This window comes from Parasphingorhabdus sp. W113, from assembly GCF_055693205.1.
Genome location: NZ_CM146328.1, coordinates 3,200,001 through 3,220,230 on the forward strand (window position 1 = coordinate 3,200,001; position 20,230 = coordinate 3,220,230).

Here is a 20,230-nt window from a genome sequence, read left to right on the forward strand (position 1 = left end):
CTCGCACAGATCATCGCCTGGGGTTCGACGCTGGCGGTCATTCGCATCCTTGATCCCAATGATTACGGAATCTTTGCGATGACTCAGGTGGTTCTCGTTTTTTTGAGTTTCATGAACGGCTATGGGCTCGCCAGTTCGATTATCCAGGCCGAAAAAGTCGAACGAATCCGGATTCGCCAGGCATTTGGCATGCTTTTGCTGCTTAATGGGGGAATCGCGATTCTCCAGATTCTGCTGGCGCCGGTCGCGGCAGACTATTTCCGTCAGCCGATAATCGCCGATCTCCTGCGTCTCCAGGCGCTGATCTTTCTCGCGACTCCGTTCACGGTATTGCCCGAGGCGCTAATGACCCGAAATCTGGAGTTCAAGAAACCGGCCATCATCAATCTGGTCTCTGCCATCGCTGGCGCGGTCACGGCGCTTTATTTCGCGCTCGCCGGCTATGGTGTCTGGACATTGATACTCGCACCGATCGCCATATTCTGGACGCGCGCCATCTGTCTGGTGATCGCGGTCAAATTCTATATCTGGCCGAGCTTCAACTTCAAAGGCGCCGGATCAATGTTCGGTTTCGGTGCGACGCTGCTCGCCAGTCACTTTTTCTGGACCATCCAGAGCCAGGCTGACATTTTCATTGCCGGCCGCTATCTCGACCCGCATGATCTCGGCCTCTATGCCGAGGCGCTGTTTCTGACCACGATCTTTGCCGCGAAATTCGTGCCGCCGCTCAACGAGGTCGCGTTTCCCGCTTATTCCAGATTGCAGGATCAGCCCGAAGCGCTGAGCTGGTCCTTCCTCAAGGCGGTGCGTCTGATCATGCTGATTTCCTGTCCGCTCTATTTTGGTATGGCGGTAACAGCGGAACCGCTGGTCGGAACGCTCTTCGGTCCGAAGTGGCTCGAAATGGCCCCGTTCGTCATGATCCTCGCGCTGGCCATGCCGGTGATGACGCTGCAGATCCTGTTCACCCCGGCCAACAACGCGCTCGGCCGGCCGCAGATCACTGCGCGCACCAACATGTTTGGCGCGCTGCTCATGCCGATCACCTTTCTCATCGGCATTCAATTCGGTGTCTATGGTCTGGCCTGGGGCTGGGTCATCGCCTTCCCGTTGCTGACCTTGTTCACCTTCCTCCAGTCGCATCGCCATATCGGCATCTCGGCCTGGGAACTGGCCCAGTCGGTTTGGCCCGGCCTGTCGGCTTCGCTCGCCATGGCGGCTCTGGTCTTTCTGGCCGATTACTATTTGCCGGAGATGATCGTCTATGCGCGCCTGGCCACCCTCGTAGCGATTGGCGGCATTGCCTATGTTGGGCTCTTGTGGTTGCTCGCCAGACCAACATTGATCGAAGTCATCCAGCTGATCGTCCGGCGCAAGCCGCCGGAGCCGGAGATCGAGGAAGATCCCAACGCGCCCTCGCCCGCCACTGCGCCCTAGCGAATCGCGGAGTGCAAATCGGCCTCCTAAAAGTGCCTATTGTTTCGCCCTGCCGATGGTCTAGGCCAAGAGCATGGCTCATATATTTTCCCTCGCTGCCGGTACATTGCCGGACTATCAACCTGACCAGATCGCACGAGCCGCCGGACAGGCTGGCTTTAGCCATGTCGGTTTTACAATCGAACCGGACCAGTGCGACGACGCCATGGTCCGCGCAACCAAAGCGGCTATCCGGGACCACGGCCTGTCAGTCCTTGACGTCGAGGTGATCTGGATTCCGGAAGGCGGTGCAGTCGGAGACGATCACAAACGCATCATCGCGGTGGGTGCCGAGCTGGGCGCGCCGAATGTTCTGGTGGTCAGCGCGGAGCCCGACAAAGATCGGACAGCAGCGGCCGTGCGGCAGCTATGTGAATGGGCAGCGCCAGCCAATATGCGCGTCGCGCTAGAATTTCTGATGATCACTGCCGTGCAGAATCTGGATGATGCGGCCGATATTGTCGGCCGGTGCGATCATCCCGCGGCGGCCCTGCTGATCGATGCGCTGCATTTCCAGCGCGCCGGGCACAAGCCGTCCGCACTGAGTGCGATCGAATCCACTCTGCTGCCCTACAGCCAGATCTGTGACGGCACGACCGCATGTGCGGACAATTTCGAATCCTATCTTGAAGATGCGGTCGATCTGCGGTCCGCTCCGGGCGAAGGAGAACTGCCTCTTGCCGCGCTCGTTGCGGCCCTGCCGGCCGACATTCCGCTCAGTCTTGAGGTGCGGTCAAAAGCCTATCGGGATCGCTACCCGGATGCAGTGGACCGCGCCAGGGCCGTCCGCAAAGCCAGCCTGGCCTATTTTGAGCAAGCCGAAATTGCGATCCGTTGAGCCGCCGGCGGTGGAAGGCGCTCAAGCCGACTGGATATAATCCCGCATCGCGGCCGCTTCGCTTTCAATCTTGTCGATGCGATATTTCACCAGATCGCCAATCGACACAAAACCGATAAACCGTCCGTCGTCCACCACCGGCAAATGGCGAATGCGTCTTTTGGTCATCAGGGATAGCGCCCCGATCGCACTTTTTTGGAGGTCGACAGAGATCACGTCCGCGGTCATCACGTCGGCAACCTTCCGGTCCAGTGCCGCCGGACCGAATTCCTGCAGGCAGTGCAGCACATCGCGCTCGGAAAATATGCCGACAATCTTTTCGCCATCCAGAACCGGCAAGGCCCCGATTCTCTTGTCGGCCAAAATACTGACCGCCTCCGACACTGTCTGATCCACCGTACAATTGAAAATCGTGTCGTCCCGGCCTTGCAATATGCTCTGAATCGTCATGCGCGCCCTCTCCCCTTCCTATGAAATACCCCTGATTCTTTATCCTTTGTGGCAATATAGCATAGTTTTGACCGAAGTTGGACTTGATGGCCAATTGAATAGGGTTCAAAGAGGACCTTCCCCTAAGGAGACGATCATTTGCCTGGCCCCTCTCAACTGGACGATCCGCTCTATGCCGGTATCGCTTGGTCGCGCTACTGGCGCTTGATGCGCTGGATGGGCGCGCTGACATTGTTATGCGTCGTCGCGGCTCTTGCAGTGCTCTATTATCTGCACGGCCTGGTTTCGATCCACATGTATATCGCCGCAGCGGGCGGCGTTGCCTTTGCCCTGATGCTGACCGCCGCGCTGATGGGACTGGTGTTCCTGTCGAGCGGAACCGGCCATGACGACTGCATTGATGATCCCGTCAGCGGGGACATATCGCCCGATGAGTGAAGATGATTTGCAGAGCCTGATCGCGCTCCAGCCGGTACTGCGCGTTGCCCCGCAACCGCGCGACCTCAATAATAACGGACATATATTCGGCGGTTGGGTGCTCAGCCAGATGGACATTGCCGGCGGCATCATGGCCGCCCGCGTCGCCCAGGGCTCCACCGCGACGGTCGCCATCGAAGCGATGGAATTTCTCGCGCCGATTCTCACCCGCGATATTGTCTCGGTCTATGCCCGGGTGGAACGGATCGGTACCAGTTCGGTCAGCCTGCGGCTTGATGTTGTCGCCGAGCGCAACCGCGGGGAAGAGCATGTGCCGGTCACCAGCGGGCTGTTCACCTTCGTCGCGCTCGACGAAAACCATCGCCCGCGCGCAATCCCCGCCGAATCAAAAGCCAAATATTCCGGCTAGGCTAGAGCCGCTGGATCAGCTTGTAAGTCAACACCCGTTCGCTATTGGCCGGAACCGTCACCGCCCAGAAATCCGCACCGTCTTTCCGGCCCAGCTTGCTGCTGGCATTGCGCAATGTTTCGTCATCGCCGCTAGGCAGCTTGATCTCGACCCGCGCCGGATGCGCAGAGGCATTGGTGACGGTCATCCGCATATCCATGGTTCGGCGCTTTTTGGTTTCGACCTGGCCGAGCGACAATAGGCTATAGCGTACCAACGGGCTTTGGCCGATGGTCACCTCAACCTCTTCGCCAATCGCCTTGTCTTCGAGACTGCCCTCGCCGAGCAAAAGTCGCTCGCCCGAGACCGAACGGAACGCGACCATCTTGCCTGCCGGCATGGCGAGGCCCAGTCCGTCGCGCTTGCGGTTCTGAAAGCGCACGGTGGTCGCGAGCGGCGTGCTGTCGGCATAAGAGGAGGCCCACGGCTCGGCTTCATATATCTGGACAAAGGGGATCGCGGTCTTTTCAAACATCGCGACCTGTTTCTGGCTCTGCGAGGCGACCGTGACCGGCAGCGGAATGCGATAGAGTTTCAGGTCACCCAAATCTTCCTGCTTCGCTTCCATTCTGCGGGATCCGGAAAACGCAACCACGTCCGCTTCCGCCTCCATTGCCGCCATCGGAGTCGGCAATGCCTGCCCCAGCATGCGGCTATCCCGTCTGGCCCGTTCAAAGCGCTTCACGGCAATATCGCTGGTCGTAGCTTGCGGCCAGCAACGCAAAGAAATAGCGCTGCCGGTGGCCGGGGCAATTCTGTCCCGGCCCTTGTTGGGCTGACCCGCAACCGTCTGGGTCTGGGCATTGGCAAAGGAGGTTTCGTCGCCATTGGCCAGGGTGACCCAGGAAAACAAGTTGATCGTCTGGCCGTCGGCACTGACATCGGCGACATAATTGGCCTGCCAGTCAAAACCGGTCGCGAGATAGGACAGGGTGACGGTCGCACGCGTCGCCGTCGCCACGCGGCTTTTGATCGACAGCGTCGGTTTGGCCGACAGCCCTTCGGGAATTGCCGGATAGACCAGCGTTTCATTCAGTCCGGTACATTGCAACGCTTCGAAGCCGTCCGCGGTCTGCAGAACGACACCGCCACTGGCATCACTGCGCACCCGTGCCTCATATTCCCGGGTTTCGCCGGTCACCGCGCTGGTCCGCCGGATCGTTACACCGCGTCCAAGATGGCCGTTGAGCAAGGCCGAGGGGGAGAGCAAGGCGGCATCGCGGTTCTTCTCGATCACCGCATCAGGCATGCCGGTCACGATCGCGGACTGGGGAATGATCCCGCCAGCGACGCCTTCGAACCGCAGGTCAATTTCGCCGGCCGGCAAATCAATCGTCCGCTGTTCGGTGATCAAGGCATAGCCACCAAGGTACCGCAGGTTCATGCCATTGGCGGCTTGCCGGTTGGGATCGCGATAGACGGTCACCGAAACCGCAGACGGACCATCAGAGGTCACGGTCTGCCGCGCCCATTCCGACGCCTGGGATGCCGCCGGCGCGGCCATGACGGCGGAACTGGCAAGGAACAGCAACGCTGTCAGCGCGCGTTTGATCATGATCTAGAACCGCGTCTCGAAGGTCGCGGTAACCGTGGTCCGGCCGTTGGCCGGCACCGCTACTTTCCAGACAATACTGTCGGAAGAACGCCGCGCGCTTTCCAGACTTTCGCTGACAATGCGCGTATCCGACCAGTAAAAGTCGAGACCGTTCTGGATCAGCGACACCGTCACCGGCGTCGCTTTCGCATTGGTCAGTTCATAGGACATGGCGGTCCGCCATTTGGTCGAGGACAGACGGCGCCGTTCGGTAACGGTCGGCTTGACCTTCACATCAAAAGCCTCCCCGGTCTTCAGCCCCAGTTCGGATCCCATCGGCGTGTGGCCGATGCTGTTTTCGCCAATAAATTGCGGCTGGCCAGAGGCATCTTTCATATAGACGCGCACGGTGCCGGCGGGGAGCGCGTCACCGAGGCCGCCATCCTTGGACGCGCTGAACTGCAGCACCGTCGCGGCGCTCTGCGCCTCGCGTTGCGTGCCGAGCCAGCGATTGGTAAATTCATAGGCCTTTTGTGCCGACGCGCCCGTCACATCCAGAAAACTGACCTGCTTTGTCTGCGCATTGGCAATGGTTGTCCGCGCGGCCAGCGGATAAAGATAGAAATCACCCAGCGATTCACGGTTGGCCGATTCGGTGCCCGCGCGCCGGACATTGTTGCGCCCATTGCGGCTGCGTTGTCCGTACACACTGGGTGTGCCCGCGACCAGCAGGGTCTTGGCGTTGTTGAACGTCGTGCCGGTATTGTTGGTCAGCGTCACCCAGCCCTGCACATCCATTTTTCCTGCACTTTCATCAAACAATGCGACATAATCGGCCTTCCAGCCCATGCCGCCAGTCAGATAGCTCAGCTGCGCTGGGCGTGTGCCGCCGCGGCTGCTGTTCAGCGTCACCGAAAGGGTGGGCCGTGCGCGCAGATTCGATGGGACTTTGTCAAAAATGACCCGGGTCGGCAGGCGATCATCGCGCAGCACCTCGATCCGCGATCCGATCTGGAGCACGACGCCGCCATTGGCTGCGAGAACTTTTGCGCGTTCACGAGTTTCCTTGCCGGTCGCCGGATTGATCCGCACAATCGTCACGGTTTCGCCAACCGCTTTTTCCATCAGCTTCGCCGGTGACAGCAGATCATAGTCAAAATTCTGTTCCACGATGCCGGTATCCGCTGCGTTAAACCCGACCGTTTCGGCGCGGATCTGGCCGGAAACTCCGGGAAAGCTCTGCACTGACCGGCCAGAGGGAATATTGAGGCGGCGGGTATCCTGTACCAGCGCCAGATTGTTGTTATAGATCGTGACCGCTATATCACCCTGTCCCGAAGACTGACTGATCGCTGGCGTCGCCAGAGTTGCCAGCACAAGGCCGGTCATCGCAAGAAGCCGCATTATTCTCTCTCCATCGTTCCTGAGGCACGGCTTACCGTGACCAAAATGAATGTAGCTTAAACGATCATTGCTCCGCAGGTTCAGCAACTTGCGGCGATAGCCAACGCAAACGCACCGTGCCCGGGGCGGCACCATTTCCCGAAGGCTGAATTGTCACCGCATTATTGTCGAACAGCATTTTTCGCGCGATCTCAACATCTTGCGACGATCCGTCTGCACCCAACGGCAATTGTACCCGGTCGGCCGCCCATATGATTAGCGCGAGATTCGGCCTCGACTGCGGATTGACCGTGCCCTCCGAAATGGTCAGTGGCGGCAGGGCCAGCGCCGGTGGCTTGATTTGGATGGTCCAGTCCTCCGCTTGGCTTGCGACCCGTTTCTCCAGCGCATGATAGGTATCCAGTGTCGCACCCTGTAACGGTTTAGCATTCACGAGCGCACGGCGCTGCGCGGTGTCAATGGTGACATCCTCCGGCGATACGCCGGCAATGAGCGCCAGATTCTCTCGCAACTTCACCACGCGAATTTCGGCTTCCTGCGCCTGTTCCTGTGCTCGTGCGGCCGCCAGTTCGGCGGCGGCCGCATCGCCGCCGGTCTCCACCCGATATTGTTCGACGGTGACAGCGATCGGACGGTTAAAAGTCCGACTCAACACCCGCGCGCTTTGTTCTTCCACCCCGGCAACAATGCTCGGCGTGAAGACCGAAGCGCTGATCAGGATCGGGTCGGCGTCAAAATCAATATCGATCTGAGACACCCGGGCCCGTTCGCCAAACTGGTCCTTGATATAGCCATTGGCCGATCGCGACACATTGGCCTCCCAGGCAATCTGTTGCAGCGAATAGCCCAGTGGAATAGCCAGGCCGATAAATATCACGACCATGCCAGCTATTTGCAATTGCGACTGGCGCTCTGACAGGGTCGAATGGAAACCATAGAGCCGGGCCATCGCTGCAGCGGTAAGGGCTATGGTCATAAGGTTGGTGAAAAACAGGGCCAGCGAGCCGCTGAATACCGACATGTTGAGAGTCGCGGCGCCGAAACCGACCACTGCAAGCGGCGGCATCAGAGCGGTGGCAATGGCTACGCCGACGATGGTTCCCATCCGCCCCCGGATCATCGCATAGGCGCCAGCCAGCGCGGAAAAAAGGGCAACCGCCAGGTCAAAGAGATTCGGTCGTGTCCGGGCCGCGATCTCGGTCGTGACCGTCTGCAAGGGCGACAGCGCCACCACCAAGGCGGAAAATAAAATCGCGACAATCGTCCCCAGGATCAAAGCCTTGGAGCTTTCGCGCAGCCAGGCATAATCGCCAATCGCGAGCGCGAACCCGGCCCCCATGATCGGTCCCATCAGCGGAGACAGCAGCATCGCGCCGATAACCACGGCCGGCGATGACAGCAGCAATCCGAGAATTGCGATGCCCGCTGACATACAGGTCATGAAGGCATAGCGCGGGCTGAAGTCGCTATCTTCCTTGACCTTCGCGATAACCGCTTCCTGGTCCACGCCCGATCGGACCATCACGCGCCACCAACGCCGGAACAATGCGATGCTGCCGGTTACCGGATCAAACGGCCCTGGCTCCCTGCCCGGATGTCGCTCGCCGGACTTGGTATCCGGTTGTGAAATATCATTCATACTCCTCTTTAGCCCTGCAACCGGTCGCGCGACAATATGGAAACTACGTCGGAGGTAATTGAAAAATAATTTTTTATATCTTTTATCATAAAACTGTATCGCCTATATAGACCGCACGATCCATCCCCTCAGGAGTTAAACCATGCCTCGCCCCGAAACCGATATTGAAGCCGGACGTGAAAAGCTGATCCAAACCGCAGAGACCATTATTCGGGAACGGGGTGCGATTAACTTCACCATTACCGATCTCGCCGCAGAGGCAGGTATGTCTCAGTCCAACGTGTACCGGTTTTTCGAAAATAAGGATGCGTTGGCCGAGGCGATGGCGGGCCGCTGGTTTGCCGAGCTGATCACGATCATCGAGGATCTTGTCGAAGCGGACCTGCCGGCGCGTGAAAAGCTCTATCAGTTTTTCGCCCGGCGCCTGCTGATCAAACGGGCACGTTTCGAGGAAGATCCCGATCTGTTTCGCTCCTATATGGAGCTGGGCGATCAGCATTTTGAAGTCATCCGCGGCTATGTCGATCTGACCGACCATTATATGGCGATCATATTGGCTGAAGCGATGGAAGAAGGTTATTTCGAGGGTCTGGAACTCGACCAGATCGTATCGCTGGTCAACACCATGGTGCAGCCTTTCTGCAATCCCAACCTGATGATGGACATGATGCATCTGGCCGACGAAAACCGGCTGGCGCAGGTCATTGATACGATATTGACCGGATTGAAAGCGCAGCGCGCCCATGTTCCCCCCGGCCGGCGCTGCATATCGCGAACTGAATCGCGGCGCGCGGCCAATCCGCCGTAATAGCTTGTTGCTTTGATTGATAAAATCGGCAAAGAGCCGGCATGTTCGATACCGCCAATATCTGGCTCAGCACTTATGCTGGCCTTGCCCTGTTCCCGTTTGTGGCGGTCTGTCTGATCGTTTTCGGGTCCGCCTTTTTCCGCGGCCTGACCGGTTTTGGCTATGCAATATTGTCGGTACCATTGATCGGCCTGGTCGCCACCCCGGCCACCGCTGTGCTCATGGCCATTTTGATGCAGCTCATCATCGGACCATTTGGCATTCGCCAGGCGAGCAAGCTGATCGACCGATCAATGGTTGGCACGATTTCCCTGATCGCCTGCTGCGCCACGCCGTTCGGCTTGTGGCTGCTCGATATTGTCAGCGCGGATGTCGCCCGGCTGATTATCACATCGATCGCGATTGGCAGCTTCCTGGTGTTCATGCTGAAGCGCCCGGCACAGCTCAGTCGGTCGCCGCTGGTCATCGGTTTTGTTGGCGTCACGTCAGGACTGCTCAACGGCTTTGCCGCGATGCCGGGGCCTCCGGTGGTGCTCCACTTCGTGCGCAAGCAGGTCGCGCCCGCCGTCGCACGGGGTTCCATGATCACGGTCTTTTTTGCCACCGCCGCGATGGGCACAGCGGTGGCATTCTGGCGGGATATGGTCGACGAGCAACTGCTGGTGCTGACCGCGCTGACCTGCCCGTTAATGATTGGCGGCAACCATTTCGGGTCACAATTTTTCGGAACGGTCTCCGAGCCGGTCTGGCGCAGTTTTGTTGTGGTTCTGCTCGGTATCGCGGCCAGCGTCGCGATGGTGAAATTATTCTGAAGAATCAGGCGGCGCCCCTGTTGCATGACACCGCCTGACCCTGCGACCCGGCACTGATACTGCGCGTGCCGTCGTCTTTCCGCCGGTTACCGGTGGCGGAAATTGCGGTGCCGCGAAAACCGGTGATGACCGAAGCGGCGATAAGTCTTGTGGCGCCCGAAGCCGCGATGATGTTTGCGCTTGAACTTATGTTTGAAATGAGATCGCCCATGATGCAGCGATCGCCCATGGCCCAATCCACGATGGCCGAAACCGAAGGACCGGCCGTGGCGACGATCGGCTGCTTTGTCCTGCAACCGGTCGCCGCCAGCAGCCGCCAATGCCGGAACCGGGGCTTTCGCAGAGGCGTTTTGCGCGGCAACATTGCCACTTACGTCAGCCGCTTGGGCCGGTGCCATGGCGGTCACGGCAAGCAGGCCGGTGAGGGCCAGGGATGTCAGTCTCAACATGGGTCTTCTCCTTTGCATGTCTTGCTCTGGAGTTCGCCATCCGGTCCGGTTCGGTTACAACGGACGCAGCGGCCCGGGCGCGCAAAAAGCAACCCGGGCGCCTCTTTTTGGAATTGCGAAAGCCGCTCTTTGTCCAAGTTTTCCGCTGGAAATGAAACGCTGAGCATCCCACTCGGCCAGATTGAAAAAATACCGCAAATCTGCCTGTATTTCATCCGATATTTTTACCAGACCGGCAACCGTTTTAGCGCTTTCAGCCGGAATAGTCCGCAGCCAGCCATTGCTTCATCGCAGCCGGTGGCGGTGTCGGAATCATGGTTTTTTCATCCAACGCAGCCAGCGCCCGCTTGCGCTCCGCTTCGCCGAAGGATCCCGTGGTCAGACAAAATTCCACCATATTCCCGTTCGGATCGCGCGTGTAGATCGAATGGCACCAATTATGGTCGACCTCGAGGACATCAAGACCGGCGGCATTCCACTGCTTGCGCCATTCAATCAACGCATCCGGACTATCGACATCAAAGCTGATATGGTTCGTCCCCGGCGGAACTTTGGCCGCGGCGTTGAGATCAAATTCATGCTCTGCCTGGCCCGGAACATCGTGCAGCTCCCAGAAGGCGATAAACTTGCTGTCATCGCCATCCATCCGATAAAAGAAATGTTTGCCCCAGCCGCCGCCCATGACCGGCGTGATTTCGACCGTCACCAGTTCAAAACCCATCACGCCCTCGTAAAAGGCATGGATTGCCGCCATATCCTGCGCTGCCAAGGCCAAGTGATGATAACTCATTTGCCGCCATCCTTTCTTTTATCGACCATGCCCATGACATCGGCGGTTGCGCCTTCCGGCGCCGGCACTTCCGTCACCCGCTCCGGCACATCATCAAATTCGAGTTTGAGCGCCCGGCTCATCACCGCATGCATCATGTAGGTGCAGGTAATGTAGGTCAGCTCGAGGATCTCGACTTCGCTGAGATGCGCTTTCAGCGCCGCAAAAACCCCGTCCGGCACGCGCCCCCGTTCGAGCACCAGGCAATCAGCATAAGCGAGCACCGCGCGTTCGACCGGGCTGAAACAATCCGCCGTTGCCCAATGCGGAATGGCCTTGACCTGTTCTTCCGAATAGCCTTCGAAGCGCATCGCCTTGCTGTGCTGGGAATAGACAAATTGCGATCCCACCGCATAGCCGGCGCGGATCTGGCCGAGCTCGCGCAGCTTGGGATCCAGCTTGCGGTTGGGCGCGCGATAAAATCCGAAGCCCTCGGTGGTGTGTTTGAAGGCGTCGGGCACCTGTGCAAACACCGTCCACCAGTTGCCGGGCGTACCGGTGGCGGTGCCCGGTTCTGCGACTGGATCGCGGTCACCGAACAGCGTGTTGTAAAGCGCCAGCACATAGGCGTCCTCGACTTCGGATCGCGGAATTTCACGCAAACGGGGCATAAGATTCTCCTATGCCCCGATGCTATCAGCATGTCCGTTTCAGCGAAAGCGGCAATGCCGCTATCCGCTTCACAACGCCCGGTTGCTAGCCCGCGAGATTGCGCAGCACATAGTGCAGGATGCCGCCGTTGAGGAAATATTCCATCTCATTGGCCGTATCAATCCGGCAGAGGGTGTTGAACGTCGCCGTGGTGCCGTCGGCGCGGGTCATTTCCACCTCGACCTCCTGCAGCGGTTTCAGCGTCGCGACACCCTTGATGGTGAAGCTTTCGGTGCCGTCGAGGCTCAGCGTGTTGCGGTCGACGCCTTCGGCAAATTGCAGTGGCAGCACGCCCATGCCGACGAGATTGCTCCGGTGGATACGCTCATAGCTTTCGACGATCACTGCCCGAACGCCCAGCAAATTGGTGCCTTTCGCCGCCCAGTCGCGCGACGAGCCGGTGCCATATTGCTCGCCGCCGATGACAACCAGGTCATTGCCGTCGGCTTTGTGGCGCATGGCGGCGTCGTAGATGGGCATGATTTCACCGTTATATTTGGTGTAGCCGCCTTCCTTGCCGTCGGCCATTTGGTTCTTGATCCGGATGTTCGCAAAAGTCCCGCGCATCATCACTTCGTGGTTGCCGCGGCGTGAGCCGTAGCTGTTGAAGTCGGCCTTGTTAACCTGATGATCGCGCAGGTAACTGCCCGCCGGCGAGTCTTCCTTGATCGCACCCGCTGGCGAAATATGGTCGGTGGTGATGCTGTCGCCGAGCACCGCGAGGGTCTTGGCATCGACAATATCGCCGACCGGTTCGGGGGTCATGGTCATGCCTTCAAAATAGGGCGGATTGGCCACATAGGTGGACCCGGCGCGCCACTGATAGGTGTCGCCTCCGGTCACATCAATATCCTGCCACGCGGCATCACCGTCATAGACATTGGCATAGCGGCTTTCGAACATTTCGCGGCTCACCGCACCCTGCATCGCGGCATCGACCTCGTCATTGGTCGGCCAGATATCCTTGAGATAGACATCCGCGCCATCCGAACCCTGCCCGATCGGCGTTTCATACATGTCCTCGCGCACCGTGCCTTTCAGCGCATAGGCGACCACCAAAGGCGGCGACGCGAGATAATTGGCTTTCACGTCCTGCGACACCCGGCCCTCGAAATTGCGGTTGCCCGACAGCACCGAGGCGGCGACCAGATCATTGTCGTTAATCGCCTTGGAAATCGGCGCCGGCAGCGGCCCGCTATTGCCGATACAGGTGGTGCAGCCATAGCCGACCAGATTGAAACCGAGATAGTTGAGATCCTCGCTGAGCCCCGCCTTGTCGAGATAGTCGGTGACCACCTGCGATCCCGGCGCCAGCGAGCTTTTCACCCACGGCTTGCGCTGGAGCCCTTTTTCCCGCGCCTTGCGCGCGACCAGCCCGGCGGCGATCAGCACGCTCGGGTTGGAGGTGTTGGTGCACGAGGTGATCGCGGCAATCGTGACATCGCCATGGCCGAGATCATGATCCGCGCCATCCACCGCGACCCGCTTATTCGGCTCGGTGCTGCCAAACACTTCGGTAATATCCTTGTTAAAGCCCTCGTCGAGATCGGCCATCGACACGCGCTGCTGGGGCAGTTTCGGCCCCGACAGCGACGGCACAACGCTGGTCATGTCAAGCTCGAGCGTCTTGGTATAGATCGCCTCGACCTGGTCATCATGGCGCCAGAACCCCTGTTCCTTGGCATAGGCCTCGGCGAGCGCAATATCCGCTTCGGGGCGGCCGGTCAGCCGCAGATAGTCGAGCGTCTTGTCATCAATCGGGAAATAGCCGCAAGTCGCGCCATATTCCGGCGCCATATTGGCAATGGTCGCGCGATCGGCCAGCGACAAAGCCGCCACGCCGGGGCCGTAAAATTCAACAAAGCGGCCAACCACACCGACTTCGCGCAGCATCTGCACACAGGTCAGCACGAGATCGGTCGCGGTAATGCCCTCGGCCAGTTCGCCGGTCAGCTTGAACCCGACCACTTCGGGGATCAGCATCGACACCGGCTGGCCGAGCATCGCCGCTTCGGCCTCAATCCCGCCAACGCCCCAGCCGAGCACGCCGAGACCGTTGATCATCGTCGTATGGCTGTCGGTGCCGACACAGGTATCGGGATAGGCGATCATATCGCCATTCTGATCCTTGGACGACCACACCGCCTTGGCGATATTTTCCAGATTCACCTGGTGGCAAATGCCGGTGCCCGGCGGCACCACGGAGAAATTGTCAAACGCCTTGGAGCCCCATTTGAGAAACTCGTAACGCTCCATATTGCGCTGATATTCCAGCGCGACATTATTTTCAAACGCTTGCGGCGTGCCAAATTCATCGACCATGACCGAGTGATCGATCACCAGATGCACCGGCACCTGCGGGTTGATCTTCTGCGCATCGCCGCCGAGCGCCTTGATCCCGTCGCGCATCGCCGCGAGATCGACCACCGCGGGCACACCGGTAAAATCCTGCATCAGCACACGCGCGGGCCGATATTGTATTTCCGCCGAAGACTTGGCTTCCTTCTGCCAGTCGACCACCGCCTGGGCATCCGTGGCTGCCACGGTGTGGCCGCCATCTTCAAAGCGCAGCATATTTTCGAGCAGGACTTTCAGCGTATAGGGCAAGCGATCAATATCCCCGAGCTGCGCCGCCGCCTTGGCGAGCGAATAATAGCTATAGCTGGTCCCGTTGACATTCAGTGTTGCGCGGGTGCCGAGTGAGTCTTGTCCTGTTGTTGTCATGCTAATCCTTCGTCCAGAGATGGTTTATGCCGGGAAAACCCGTCCGTCGTAGCGTCCGCGAAAGCGGCGAGGCGCTGGGTTTTCCGGCATGTGAGTCGAATTGCTGCCGCATTAGCGCAAGGGACCGCAGGGCGCAATATGTCGCTGCGTTGGCATAGCCAATCGGCGCGCGTTTTCATCGCTGCACGCAATGTCTCAACACTCGTCATCCTGAACTCGTTTCAGGATCCATCTCGAGGTCGTCCCCAGCCCAACGAGATCCTGAACCAAGTTCGGGATGACGAAAAGGGAGAGAACGTCATCCCCGCGAAAGCGGGGACCCAACAAAAAAGCCGCGCCAGCGCCCATTCACCCCACCAGCACGCGCACCAGCACCCAGATCCCGAGCACCAGCAAAACCACCGTCCCGCCAAACCACACAGCCAGCGCCAGACAACTGAGCGCCCGCGTATCGCCAGCGGCAACGGACGGACGCGCGGGCGGCGCATCGGGCGCAGGGGTGGGGGATGAAGCGGGATGACGGGGAAAGCGAGCCATGGGGGAAGGCCTCCTGTTTGGGGTTGGAGGCTCCCGGCGACGAGCCGGGTGTACAAAACCCTGCGCAAGCACAGGGCGCCGCCACCTTTAGGCGAACCCTGGACATGCGTAACGGCCACCCGGCCGAAACTGTCAATCGACCGGTGCTTGCGTTAGCGAGGTTTTGTAGCCTCACAACGGGAATTGGCCCGTTGCGAGCGAGAGTTTAGCGCAGGGGGCAGGGGGTGGCAATGGGCGAGCAAGAGCTGATGCTGGACTTGTATGAAATAGTATGTCAGATCAATTTGAGTTCTTTGATATTGAGCGAAGGGATATCAATTTGAAATGAAGCCAATACCCGTCAACGATGAACACTCTATATTGAATGTGGGCTTCAGCATGACCTTGAACCGAGAAATCGACTATGAGGACATAAAAAACTTCGCCGAACCATATCAAGATATTGCGGAAAAACTTCCACATCAAAAAGTTGTTAATGACCCTGCCAATTTTGGCGTGCAATTCAAGTATTTACGGCCTGATGGAACCGCTGTTTGGTTTTTGAGTGTAGTCAACGAAACTATCGAGGTTTTGTGTACACGTTACACCAGGTGGGCAGAAATCTGGGGTCAGTCATCTCACTACATGTCGCTCGTTGCTAATTCACTTGCCAAAAATACTTCAGTTAAACAAACCCAGTTCCGAAATTTGAGCCTAAAGGTCGTAGATGTCTTTCTTGCTTCAAATGACAGAGACGAAAGCGATAGAGTCTTCTCGAAAAATGATTATATCGCGTCAGAAACCTTGAGACATAGTCGTGCTTGGAATTCAGACAACGGTTGGTTTTATATTTTGGGGGATCATGCTGTTCTAAATAAATTGAACATATCTTCCAAAGTTGACAATAAATTCAAACAAAATAAAGATGATGAAGCACAATGGATCTATGAGTTGTCTCACTTTCAAGAACATCGCGGGGAATTTGAGGATGTTAAGAAATTTGGTGATATTGCTCCAACCATAATGGAGCATTTTCATGATAGTAATAAATCAATGTTATCGAGTGTTCTGTCTGATGAAGCACAACAAGTAGTGAAATTGCACGGAAAGTAGATGCCACAAACTAGTTTACATACAATTTTTGGCCACGATACCAATTCTGACCCCTTTGATACGCAGAGGAGGGACAAAAACAATTTTCGGCTAAAATCAGTAAAATCAGTAAAATCAGTAAATACTGATAGTCATCGCACCGTTACGAAAAAGAATATCAATAACACAGTGCAAAACTTGATTTCGCAACTGCAAGGTTTGAATGAATACGACCGAGAAAACTTGAATGATCATGATGAAGATATCGCGGTAGACTTAGACTCGTCCATGAAAGAGCTTTTTGAAGCCCACCGAGAACAACAAAGTTTGTCAGTTAGCCGCGCCGGATCAATCAGTATTATTCCCAAAACACTCAATGCTCCGAGTTGGGTGGATCGAACTTATAGTCAAATTGTGCGCACCAAACATGATTTATATGGTGACGAAAACACTGCCCGGCTCGAGCGTTCATTAGAGGACTTTAAGGGTATCGGATATCTTTTAGCGCAGCTGTCAAAAAAACCGGATGTTGAAATTGATGAATCTGGTACAATAGGATTGTATTGGGATAATCAAGAATCGTCTTTTTGTATTCGGCTAATAGGAAATGGGGAAGTTATTGGTTCATATGCTGGTGAATTTAATCAACAACCTTGGTCTGCACAAACTTCGAATGAGCGTTTGCTTATAGAAAAACTTAGAATTCTTGACAATTCAGAGCCTGCACTACCGGATGCCTTGCAATAACCGTTGTCCAGTCGAACTGATATCGCAAGATGCATTCTCTCCCGGCATCGTCGGCGACGAAGAGGGCATCGTAAGAGGTGCGTATCATCCCAATCATGGCAACCAAAATACTGGTAACGTAAAGCCGAGTTTTTTACCTATTCGGCACTTACATGAAGGCAGGCTATCAGTTTGGCGGATAGGGGAAGATCCATTTCCAAATAGAACCAACATCACTGAAAAAATTCCCGTTACGAATGATCGCGGCGATCTATTCGCCATACTGGGAACCACTGCTGGAAAAATCCGAGCGATTGCTCAGCCCGACTCTGAAATGAGAATGGTCTGCGTTCGTGATGAGTGCGAATGTGATGTCAACGGCAACAAAGACGCCGCCCATGCGCACATTTCACTATGCGACAATCTCAAATCCGAAGACCCGGACGAATTTTCAAAAAACGAAAATCTTAATCAAGCTCATACAAAGCTTCGCTTTCTCTTTCACAAGGCAGTTCTTTTGTCGAACGATCCACAAACAATGGCTAAATTACATGAAAAACAGGGCTCGCAAACACTCTAGTATAGATTTACCGAATATCAATTGCGTTGGTTCTGCAGGTGATGCACAGAAGTAACATACCAAAAGACCCTCAAAAACGGTCAGGTACGCGAACCTGAAGAGCAGCAAACACCGCGCACGCAACGAAGGTTTGCAAGATCACCAACACCCTGTCCTACACCCCCGCCGCTTTGATATACCGGCCCGAATCCAACCACCAAAAGGCCGACCCCCATGGCAGAGGACTATCCCCCGTCCGCCCAACTTCCCGTTCCCGCGCATGCGGAGCCACCGCCGGAGCGGCCGGATCACGCCAAAGCTTGTCGCGCCAAAGCCTATCGGGCCAAAGCTTATCGGGCCAAACCTTATCGAGAACGCCATGATGGCTGGACGGCGGCGCGGCAGGATGCGTTTATTGCGTCGCTGACCCGGACGCGCTGTGTCCGTGATGCCTGCCGGGTGGCAGGGATCAGTACGACCAGCGCCTATCGCCATCGCCGGCGCAGCGCGGCTTTTGATGCGCGCTGGGCGCTGGCGCTGCGGCGGTCGGAGACGACCATCGGCGAGGTCGCGTGGCAGCGCGCGGTCGAGGGGGTCGAGGAGGATGTCTGGTATCATGGCAAGGTCGTCGGCCAGCGCACCCGCTATGCCAACGACGTGCTGCGGCTGTTGATCCAGCATGACACCAATGGCGCCGGGCGCGACGCGGCGGGGCGCTTTGCGGCGCGGGATGGTGGGGTGGATGCGGGAGTGGATGCGGGGCCTGAAGCGGGAGGTGATGTGGGCGCACGGACCCAGGCCCTGCCCGCGCCGGAGGACGAAGGACCGATCCCGCGCCCCAAGGGTCCGATCACGCGGGACAATCTGGCGGCAAAATTCGACGCGATCGCGGCGCGGGCGCGCGCTTATGGGCAGCGGCATATCAATATCAAGACCGGCGCGGGGCTGACCGACGAGGTGCTCGCCGCCGTCGACCGCTTCCGCGCCCGCGACCGGGTGGTGCTGCCGCAGGAATTTCAGTGGCTGGCGGCCGATGTCTATGACGCGCGCGAAGCCGACTATTGCGCCGGGCTGAAGGACGGCCAGGAAGCGCCGCCCGCTGCGTCCGACTGAGCCCCGCCGCCCCTGCTGTCCCATTTTGGGACACTTGGCGCCCCGCCTGCGGTGATGGCGTGGTTAACATACTCGTAATCCCGCTTTTTTTCTGCTACTTACGATCCGAGCGGGGCTGTGGGGAGCCTCGCGATCTTATTAAACGGGTCTTCAAAACGGGGTTTACACATGAAAAAGTTTCTTCTCGGCGCAACGGTTCTGACCGGTCTCGCCTTCGCCGCTCCTGCCTCTGCGGGCGTGGTCTATTCCAACGACTGGGACGGCGCGATTTCCGGCAATTGTGCGTTCAGTACGGAATGCGCATCGCAAATCGGCGCGGGCGACGCTTATGCCGCGCAAGCCTTTACGCTCGCATCGGCGACCACGCTCAACAGCGCGTCATTCACCAATTTGGTCATTACCGGCGCGACCGATGGTCAGCCCAGCGCGGCCAACTGGCTGTTCCTCGCCGCGGATGGCACTGGCGGATTGCCGGGCACCACCCTGTTCTCCGGCAACAGCACGATCCTCAGCAAGACCGTGCTCGGCGGTAACACGGCCTTTGACGTGGTCCAGGAGGCGTTTGATCTGCCATCCATTTCGCTCGCGGCTGGCACCTATTATTTCGGTTTCCAGGCGGTTTCCAATGTCTTTGACGTGTATCTGACCCGCGGTGTCGGTGCCGATGGTGCCGCCGAATCCTCGGATGGCGGCGCAACCTGGGCGGATCAATATCGCTCCCGCGACAGCGTCGCCGTGTCGCTGTCCGACACGGCGGTGGCTGCGGCCGTGCCAGAGCCAGCCACCTGGGCGTTCATGATCTTCGGCTTTGGTGCTATTGGCGGCGCGCTTCGTCGCAGCCGCAAGGCCAATGTCAAGGTCAGCTACGCCTAACGGTAGCCGACTGACCAACCCAACACCAACAGCCCCGCCCGAGCAATCCGGCGGGGCTTTTTGTGGGTGATGGGGACGCGCGGTGCCGACCCACCTGCACGCCCAAACGCCCTGTCCCATTTTGGGACTTAAGCCCTCCCACCGCCGGCGACGGCGTGGTTAACATACTCGTAGCAGAACCCTTTTTCTGCTACGCACTAGGAGAGCGGGGTTGTGAGGAGCTTCGCGATCTTATTAAGCGGGTCTTCAAAACGGGGTTTACATATGAAAAAATTTCTTCTCGCCTGCACCGCCGCGGTGACGCTCGCATCGAGCGCCAATGCCGCGACCTTCCTGGGATCGCGCACGGTCGGCGGATCGACCGCACAGCTGTCGATCACCACTGACGACACATTGGGCGCGCTCGGTATTGCCAACATTCTCGACTGGAACATCTTCATCGACAATGGCACATCGTCCTTCACGCTCGATTCTGGCAATTCCACCTACAATCAGGGCGGCGCCGGCCTGTTCGCAACGGCAACCGAGCTGACCTTCGACTTTGACGGTGCATCAGGCGGCTTCGGCTTTTTTGATGCCGGTGCGAGCAATCTCTATTGTATCACGATTTCTCCGACCAATTGCGGCGGCATTTCCGGCGAGCAGATCCGCATCGGCGGGGTTGATGAAGCCTTTGTCGACAGCGGCGTGCAAGTCATCGCATCGGTGGCTGCGGCCGTGCCAGAGCCAGCCACCTGGGCGTTCATGATCTTCGGCTTCGGCGCCATTGGCGGCGCGCTGCGCAAGCAGAAGAAAGCCAAGGTTTCAGTCAGCTACGCGTAACGTCAGCAGACCAAATCTTTTCAAGAGCC

At 57.8% G+C, this 20,230-nt stretch carries 21 protein-coding genes (1 of these 21 running past the window's edge); 12 read left to right on the forward strand and 9 right to left on the reverse strand.

The genetic code is table 11. From position 1 onward, the window contains the following. Both ACZ1GS_RS15460 and ACZ1GS_RS15465 read left to right on the forward strand, forming a co-directional pair. On the forward strand, positions 1-1,437 hold the 3' portion of the coding sequence (locus ACZ1GS_RS15460) for a lipopolysaccharide biosynthesis protein (RefSeq protein WP_472696058.1). 90 nt of this gene lie to the left of the window's left edge; only the last 1,437 of its 1,527 coding nucleotides appear in the window; its start codon lies off the left edge, out of view; it ends in the stop codon at positions 1,435-1,437. A gap of 73 nt (positions 1,438-1,510) precedes the next feature. After that, a complete protein-coding gene (locus tag ACZ1GS_RS15465) occupies positions 1,511-2,314 on the forward strand; it encodes a sugar phosphate isomerase/epimerase family protein (RefSeq protein WP_472696059.1) in 804 nt (267 codons plus the stop codon). A 21-nt stretch (positions 2,315-2,335) separates the two neighbouring features. On the opposite strand, the gene ACZ1GS_RS15470 is transcribed toward ACZ1GS_RS15465, so the two are convergent. Beyond that, positions 2,336-2,764, reverse strand: a complete 429-nt coding sequence (locus ACZ1GS_RS15470) for a CBS domain-containing protein (RefSeq protein ID WP_472696060.1) — start codon at positions 2,762-2,764, stop codon at positions 2,336-2,338. A 138-nt stretch (positions 2,765-2,902) separates the two neighbouring features. Between ACZ1GS_RS15470 and ACZ1GS_RS15475 the strand changes: the two genes are divergently transcribed. Both ACZ1GS_RS15475 and ACZ1GS_RS15480 read left to right on the forward strand, forming a co-directional pair. Then, positions 2,903-3,202 (forward strand): hypothetical protein, encoded by a 300-nt coding sequence (locus ACZ1GS_RS15475; protein ID WP_472696061.1) that lies wholly within the window; start codon positions 2,903-2,905, stop codon positions 3,200-3,202. Beyond that, positions 3,195-3,611 carry an acyl-CoA thioesterase gene (locus ACZ1GS_RS15480; RefSeq protein ID WP_472696062.1) on the forward strand — a complete coding sequence of 139 codons (417 nt, stop codon included), beginning with the start codon at positions 3,195-3,197 and terminating at the stop codon, positions 3,609-3,611. Before ACZ1GS_RS15475 ends, ACZ1GS_RS15480 begins: the two co-directional genes overlap by 8 nt. Position 3,612: 1 nt before the next feature. Here ACZ1GS_RS15480 and ACZ1GS_RS15485 read toward each other — a convergent pair whose 3' ends face one another. The 3 genes from ACZ1GS_RS15485 to ACZ1GS_RS15495 all read right to left on the reverse strand — a co-directional run bounded on the left by ACZ1GS_RS15485 (position 3,613) and on the right by ACZ1GS_RS15495 (position 8,227). After that, positions 3,613-5,205, reverse strand: coding sequence for a DUF4139 domain-containing protein (locus ACZ1GS_RS15485; RefSeq protein WP_472696063.1), 1,593 nt, complete (start codon positions 5,203-5,205; stop codon positions 3,613-3,615). Positions 5,206-5,208: 3 nt separating this feature from the next. Continuing rightward, the gene (locus ACZ1GS_RS15490) at positions 5,209-6,588 is read right to left on the reverse strand and encodes a DUF4139 domain-containing protein (RefSeq protein WP_472696064.1); all 1,380 of its coding nucleotides are present in this window, start codon (positions 6,586-6,588) and stop codon (positions 5,209-5,211) included. Between the two features lie 64 nt (positions 6,589-6,652). Then, positions 6,653-8,227 carry a DUF389 domain-containing protein gene (locus tag ACZ1GS_RS15495; protein ID WP_472696065.1) on the reverse strand — a complete coding sequence of 525 codons (1,575 nt, stop codon included), beginning with the start codon at positions 8,225-8,227 and terminating at the stop codon, positions 6,653-6,655. A 142-nt stretch (positions 8,228-8,369) separates the two neighbouring features. Between ACZ1GS_RS15495 and ACZ1GS_RS15500 the strand changes: the two genes are divergently transcribed. Together ACZ1GS_RS15500 and ACZ1GS_RS15505 are read left to right on the forward strand one after the other, a co-directional pair. Then, positions 8,370-9,035 (forward strand): TetR/AcrR family transcriptional regulator, encoded by a 666-nt coding sequence (locus ACZ1GS_RS15500; protein ID WP_472696066.1) that lies wholly within the window; start codon positions 8,370-8,372, stop codon positions 9,033-9,035. 41 nt (positions 9,036-9,076) lie between these two features. Continuing rightward, positions 9,077-9,847: a TSUP family transporter gene (locus ACZ1GS_RS15505; RefSeq protein WP_472696067.1), complete on the forward strand. Its 771-nt coding sequence runs from the start codon at positions 9,077-9,079 to the stop codon at positions 9,845-9,847. A gap of 86 nt (positions 9,848-9,933) precedes the next feature. Here the strand turns inward: ACZ1GS_RS15505 and ACZ1GS_RS15510 are convergent, their stop codons facing one another. From ACZ1GS_RS15510 to ACZ1GS_RS15530, 5 genes are all read right to left on the reverse strand, one after another. Beyond that, positions 9,934-10,296, reverse strand: coding sequence for a hypothetical protein (locus ACZ1GS_RS15510; protein ID WP_472696068.1), 363 nt, complete (start codon positions 10,294-10,296; stop codon positions 9,934-9,936). 253 nt (positions 10,297-10,549) lie between these two features. Beyond that, on the reverse strand, positions 10,550-11,086 hold the full coding sequence (locus ACZ1GS_RS15515) for a VOC family protein (RefSeq protein ID WP_472696069.1): 537 nt from the start codon (positions 11,084-11,086) through the stop codon (positions 10,550-10,552). After that, complete coding sequence (locus ACZ1GS_RS15520; RefSeq protein ID WP_472696070.1) at positions 11,083-11,736, reverse strand: carboxymuconolactone decarboxylase family protein; 654 nt, start codon at positions 11,734-11,736, stop codon at positions 11,083-11,085. The genes ACZ1GS_RS15515 and ACZ1GS_RS15520 overlap by 4 nt, the downstream gene beginning before the upstream one ends. A gap of 85 nt (positions 11,737-11,821) precedes the next feature. After that, a complete protein-coding gene (acnA, locus tag ACZ1GS_RS15525) occupies positions 11,822-14,500 on the reverse strand; it encodes an aconitate hydratase AcnA (RefSeq protein WP_472696071.1) in 2,679 nt (892 codons plus the stop codon). Positions 14,501-14,848: 348 nt separating this feature from the next. Then, entirely contained in the window at positions 14,849-15,037 is a 189-nt protein-coding gene (locus ACZ1GS_RS15530) for a hypothetical protein (protein ID WP_472696072.1), read from the reverse strand. A 324-nt stretch (positions 15,038-15,361) separates the two neighbouring features. Here ACZ1GS_RS15530 and ACZ1GS_RS15535 point away from each other — a divergent pair, with 324 nt between their 5' ends. The 6 genes from ACZ1GS_RS15535 to ACZ1GS_RS15560 all read left to right on the forward strand — a co-directional run bounded on the left by ACZ1GS_RS15535 (position 15,362) and on the right by ACZ1GS_RS15560 (position 20,201). Next, positions 15,362-16,129, forward strand: coding sequence for a TIGR04255 family protein (locus ACZ1GS_RS15535; RefSeq protein WP_472696073.1), 768 nt, complete (start codon positions 15,362-15,364; stop codon positions 16,127-16,129). Beyond that, positions 16,130-16,855, forward strand: a complete 726-nt coding sequence (locus tag ACZ1GS_RS15540) for a hypothetical protein (RefSeq protein WP_472696074.1) — start codon at positions 16,130-16,132, stop codon at positions 16,853-16,855. After that, on the forward strand, positions 16,842-17,414 hold the full coding sequence (locus ACZ1GS_RS15545; protein WP_472696075.1) for a hypothetical protein: 573 nt from the start codon (positions 16,842-16,844) through the stop codon (positions 17,412-17,414). The genes ACZ1GS_RS15540 and ACZ1GS_RS15545 overlap by 14 nt, the downstream gene beginning before the upstream one ends. A gap of 213 nt (positions 17,415-17,627) precedes the next feature. Then, the gene (locus ACZ1GS_RS15550) at positions 17,628-18,506 is read left to right on the forward strand and encodes a hypothetical protein (RefSeq protein ID WP_472696076.1); all 879 of its coding nucleotides are present in this window, start codon (positions 17,628-17,630) and stop codon (positions 18,504-18,506) included. Positions 18,507-18,674: 168 nt separating this feature from the next. Further along, a complete protein-coding gene (locus tag ACZ1GS_RS15555) occupies positions 18,675-19,379 on the forward strand; it encodes a PEPxxWA-CTERM sorting domain-containing protein (protein ID WP_472696077.1) in 705 nt (234 codons plus the stop codon). Between the two features lie 264 nt (positions 19,380-19,643). Further along, the gene (locus ACZ1GS_RS15560; protein WP_472696078.1) at positions 19,644-20,201 is read left to right on the forward strand and encodes a PEPxxWA-CTERM sorting domain-containing protein; all 558 of its coding nucleotides are present in this window, start codon (positions 19,644-19,646) and stop codon (positions 20,199-20,201) included. The last annotated feature ends 29 nt before the right edge of the window (positions 20,202-20,230 follow it).

Excerpts from the sequence above, each read along its gene's own strand:
- ACZ1GS_RS15505 (WP_472696067.1), top strand. The coding sequence starts at position 9,077 with ATGTTCGATACCGCCAATATCTGGCTCAGCACTTATGCTGGCCTTGCC.
- acnA (WP_472696071.1), bottom strand. The coding sequence starts at position 14,500 with ATGACAACAACAGGACAAGACTCACTCGGCACCCGCGCAACACTGAAT.
- ACZ1GS_RS15555 (WP_472696077.1), top strand. The coding sequence starts at position 18,675 with ATGAAAAAGTTTCTTCTCGGCGCAACGGTTCTGACCGGTCTCGCCTTC.
- ACZ1GS_RS15485 (WP_472696063.1), bottom strand. The coding sequence starts at position 5,205 with ATGATCAAACGCGCGCTGACAGCGTTGCTGTTCCTTGCCAGTTCCGCC.
- ACZ1GS_RS15545 (WP_472696075.1), top strand. The coding sequence starts at position 16,842 with ATGCCTTGCAATAACCGTTGTCCAGTCGAACTGATATCGCAAGATGCA.
- ACZ1GS_RS15560 (WP_472696078.1), top strand. The coding sequence starts at position 19,644 with ATGAAAAAATTTCTTCTCGCCTGCACCGCCGCGGTGACGCTCGCATCG.
- ACZ1GS_RS15480 (WP_472696062.1), top strand. The coding sequence starts at position 3,195 with ATGAGTGAAGATGATTTGCAGAGCCTGATCGCGCTCCAGCCGGTACTG.
- ACZ1GS_RS15535 (WP_472696073.1), top strand. The coding sequence starts at position 15,362 with ATGAAGCCAATACCCGTCAACGATGAACACTCTATATTGAATGTGGGC.
- ACZ1GS_RS15515 (WP_472696069.1), bottom strand. The coding sequence starts at position 11,086 with ATGAGTTATCATCACTTGGCCTTGGCAGCGCAGGATATGGCGGCAATC.
- ACZ1GS_RS15550 (WP_472696076.1), top strand. The coding sequence starts at position 17,628 with ATGGCAGAGGACTATCCCCCGTCCGCCCAACTTCCCGTTCCCGCGCAT.
- ACZ1GS_RS15520 (WP_472696070.1), bottom strand. The coding sequence starts at position 11,736 with ATGCCCCGTTTGCGTGAAATTCCGCGATCCGAAGTCGAGGACGCCTAT.
- ACZ1GS_RS15495 (WP_472696065.1), bottom strand. The coding sequence starts at position 8,227 with ATGAATGATATTTCACAACCGGATACCAAGTCCGGCGAGCGACATCCG.
- ACZ1GS_RS15465 (WP_472696059.1), top strand. The coding sequence starts at position 1,511 with ATGGCTCATATATTTTCCCTCGCTGCCGGTACATTGCCGGACTATCAA.
- ACZ1GS_RS15540 (WP_472696074.1), top strand. The coding sequence starts at position 16,130 with ATGCCACAAACTAGTTTACATACAATTTTTGGCCACGATACCAATTCT.
- ACZ1GS_RS15500 (WP_472696066.1), top strand. The coding sequence starts at position 8,370 with ATGCCTCGCCCCGAAACCGATATTGAAGCCGGACGTGAAAAGCTGATC.
- ACZ1GS_RS15470 (WP_472696060.1), bottom strand. The coding sequence starts at position 2,764 with ATGACGATTCAGAGCATATTGCAAGGCCGGGACGACACGATTTTCAAT.
- ACZ1GS_RS15490 (WP_472696064.1), bottom strand. The coding sequence starts at position 6,588 with ATGCGGCTTCTTGCGATGACCGGCCTTGTGCTGGCAACTCTGGCGACG.
- ACZ1GS_RS15530 (WP_472696072.1), bottom strand. The coding sequence starts at position 15,037 with ATGGCTCGCTTTCCCCGTCATCCCGCTTCATCCCCCACCCCTGCGCCC.
- ACZ1GS_RS15510 (WP_472696068.1), bottom strand. The coding sequence starts at position 10,296 with ATGTTGAGACTGACATCCCTGGCCCTCACCGGCCTGCTTGCCGTGACC.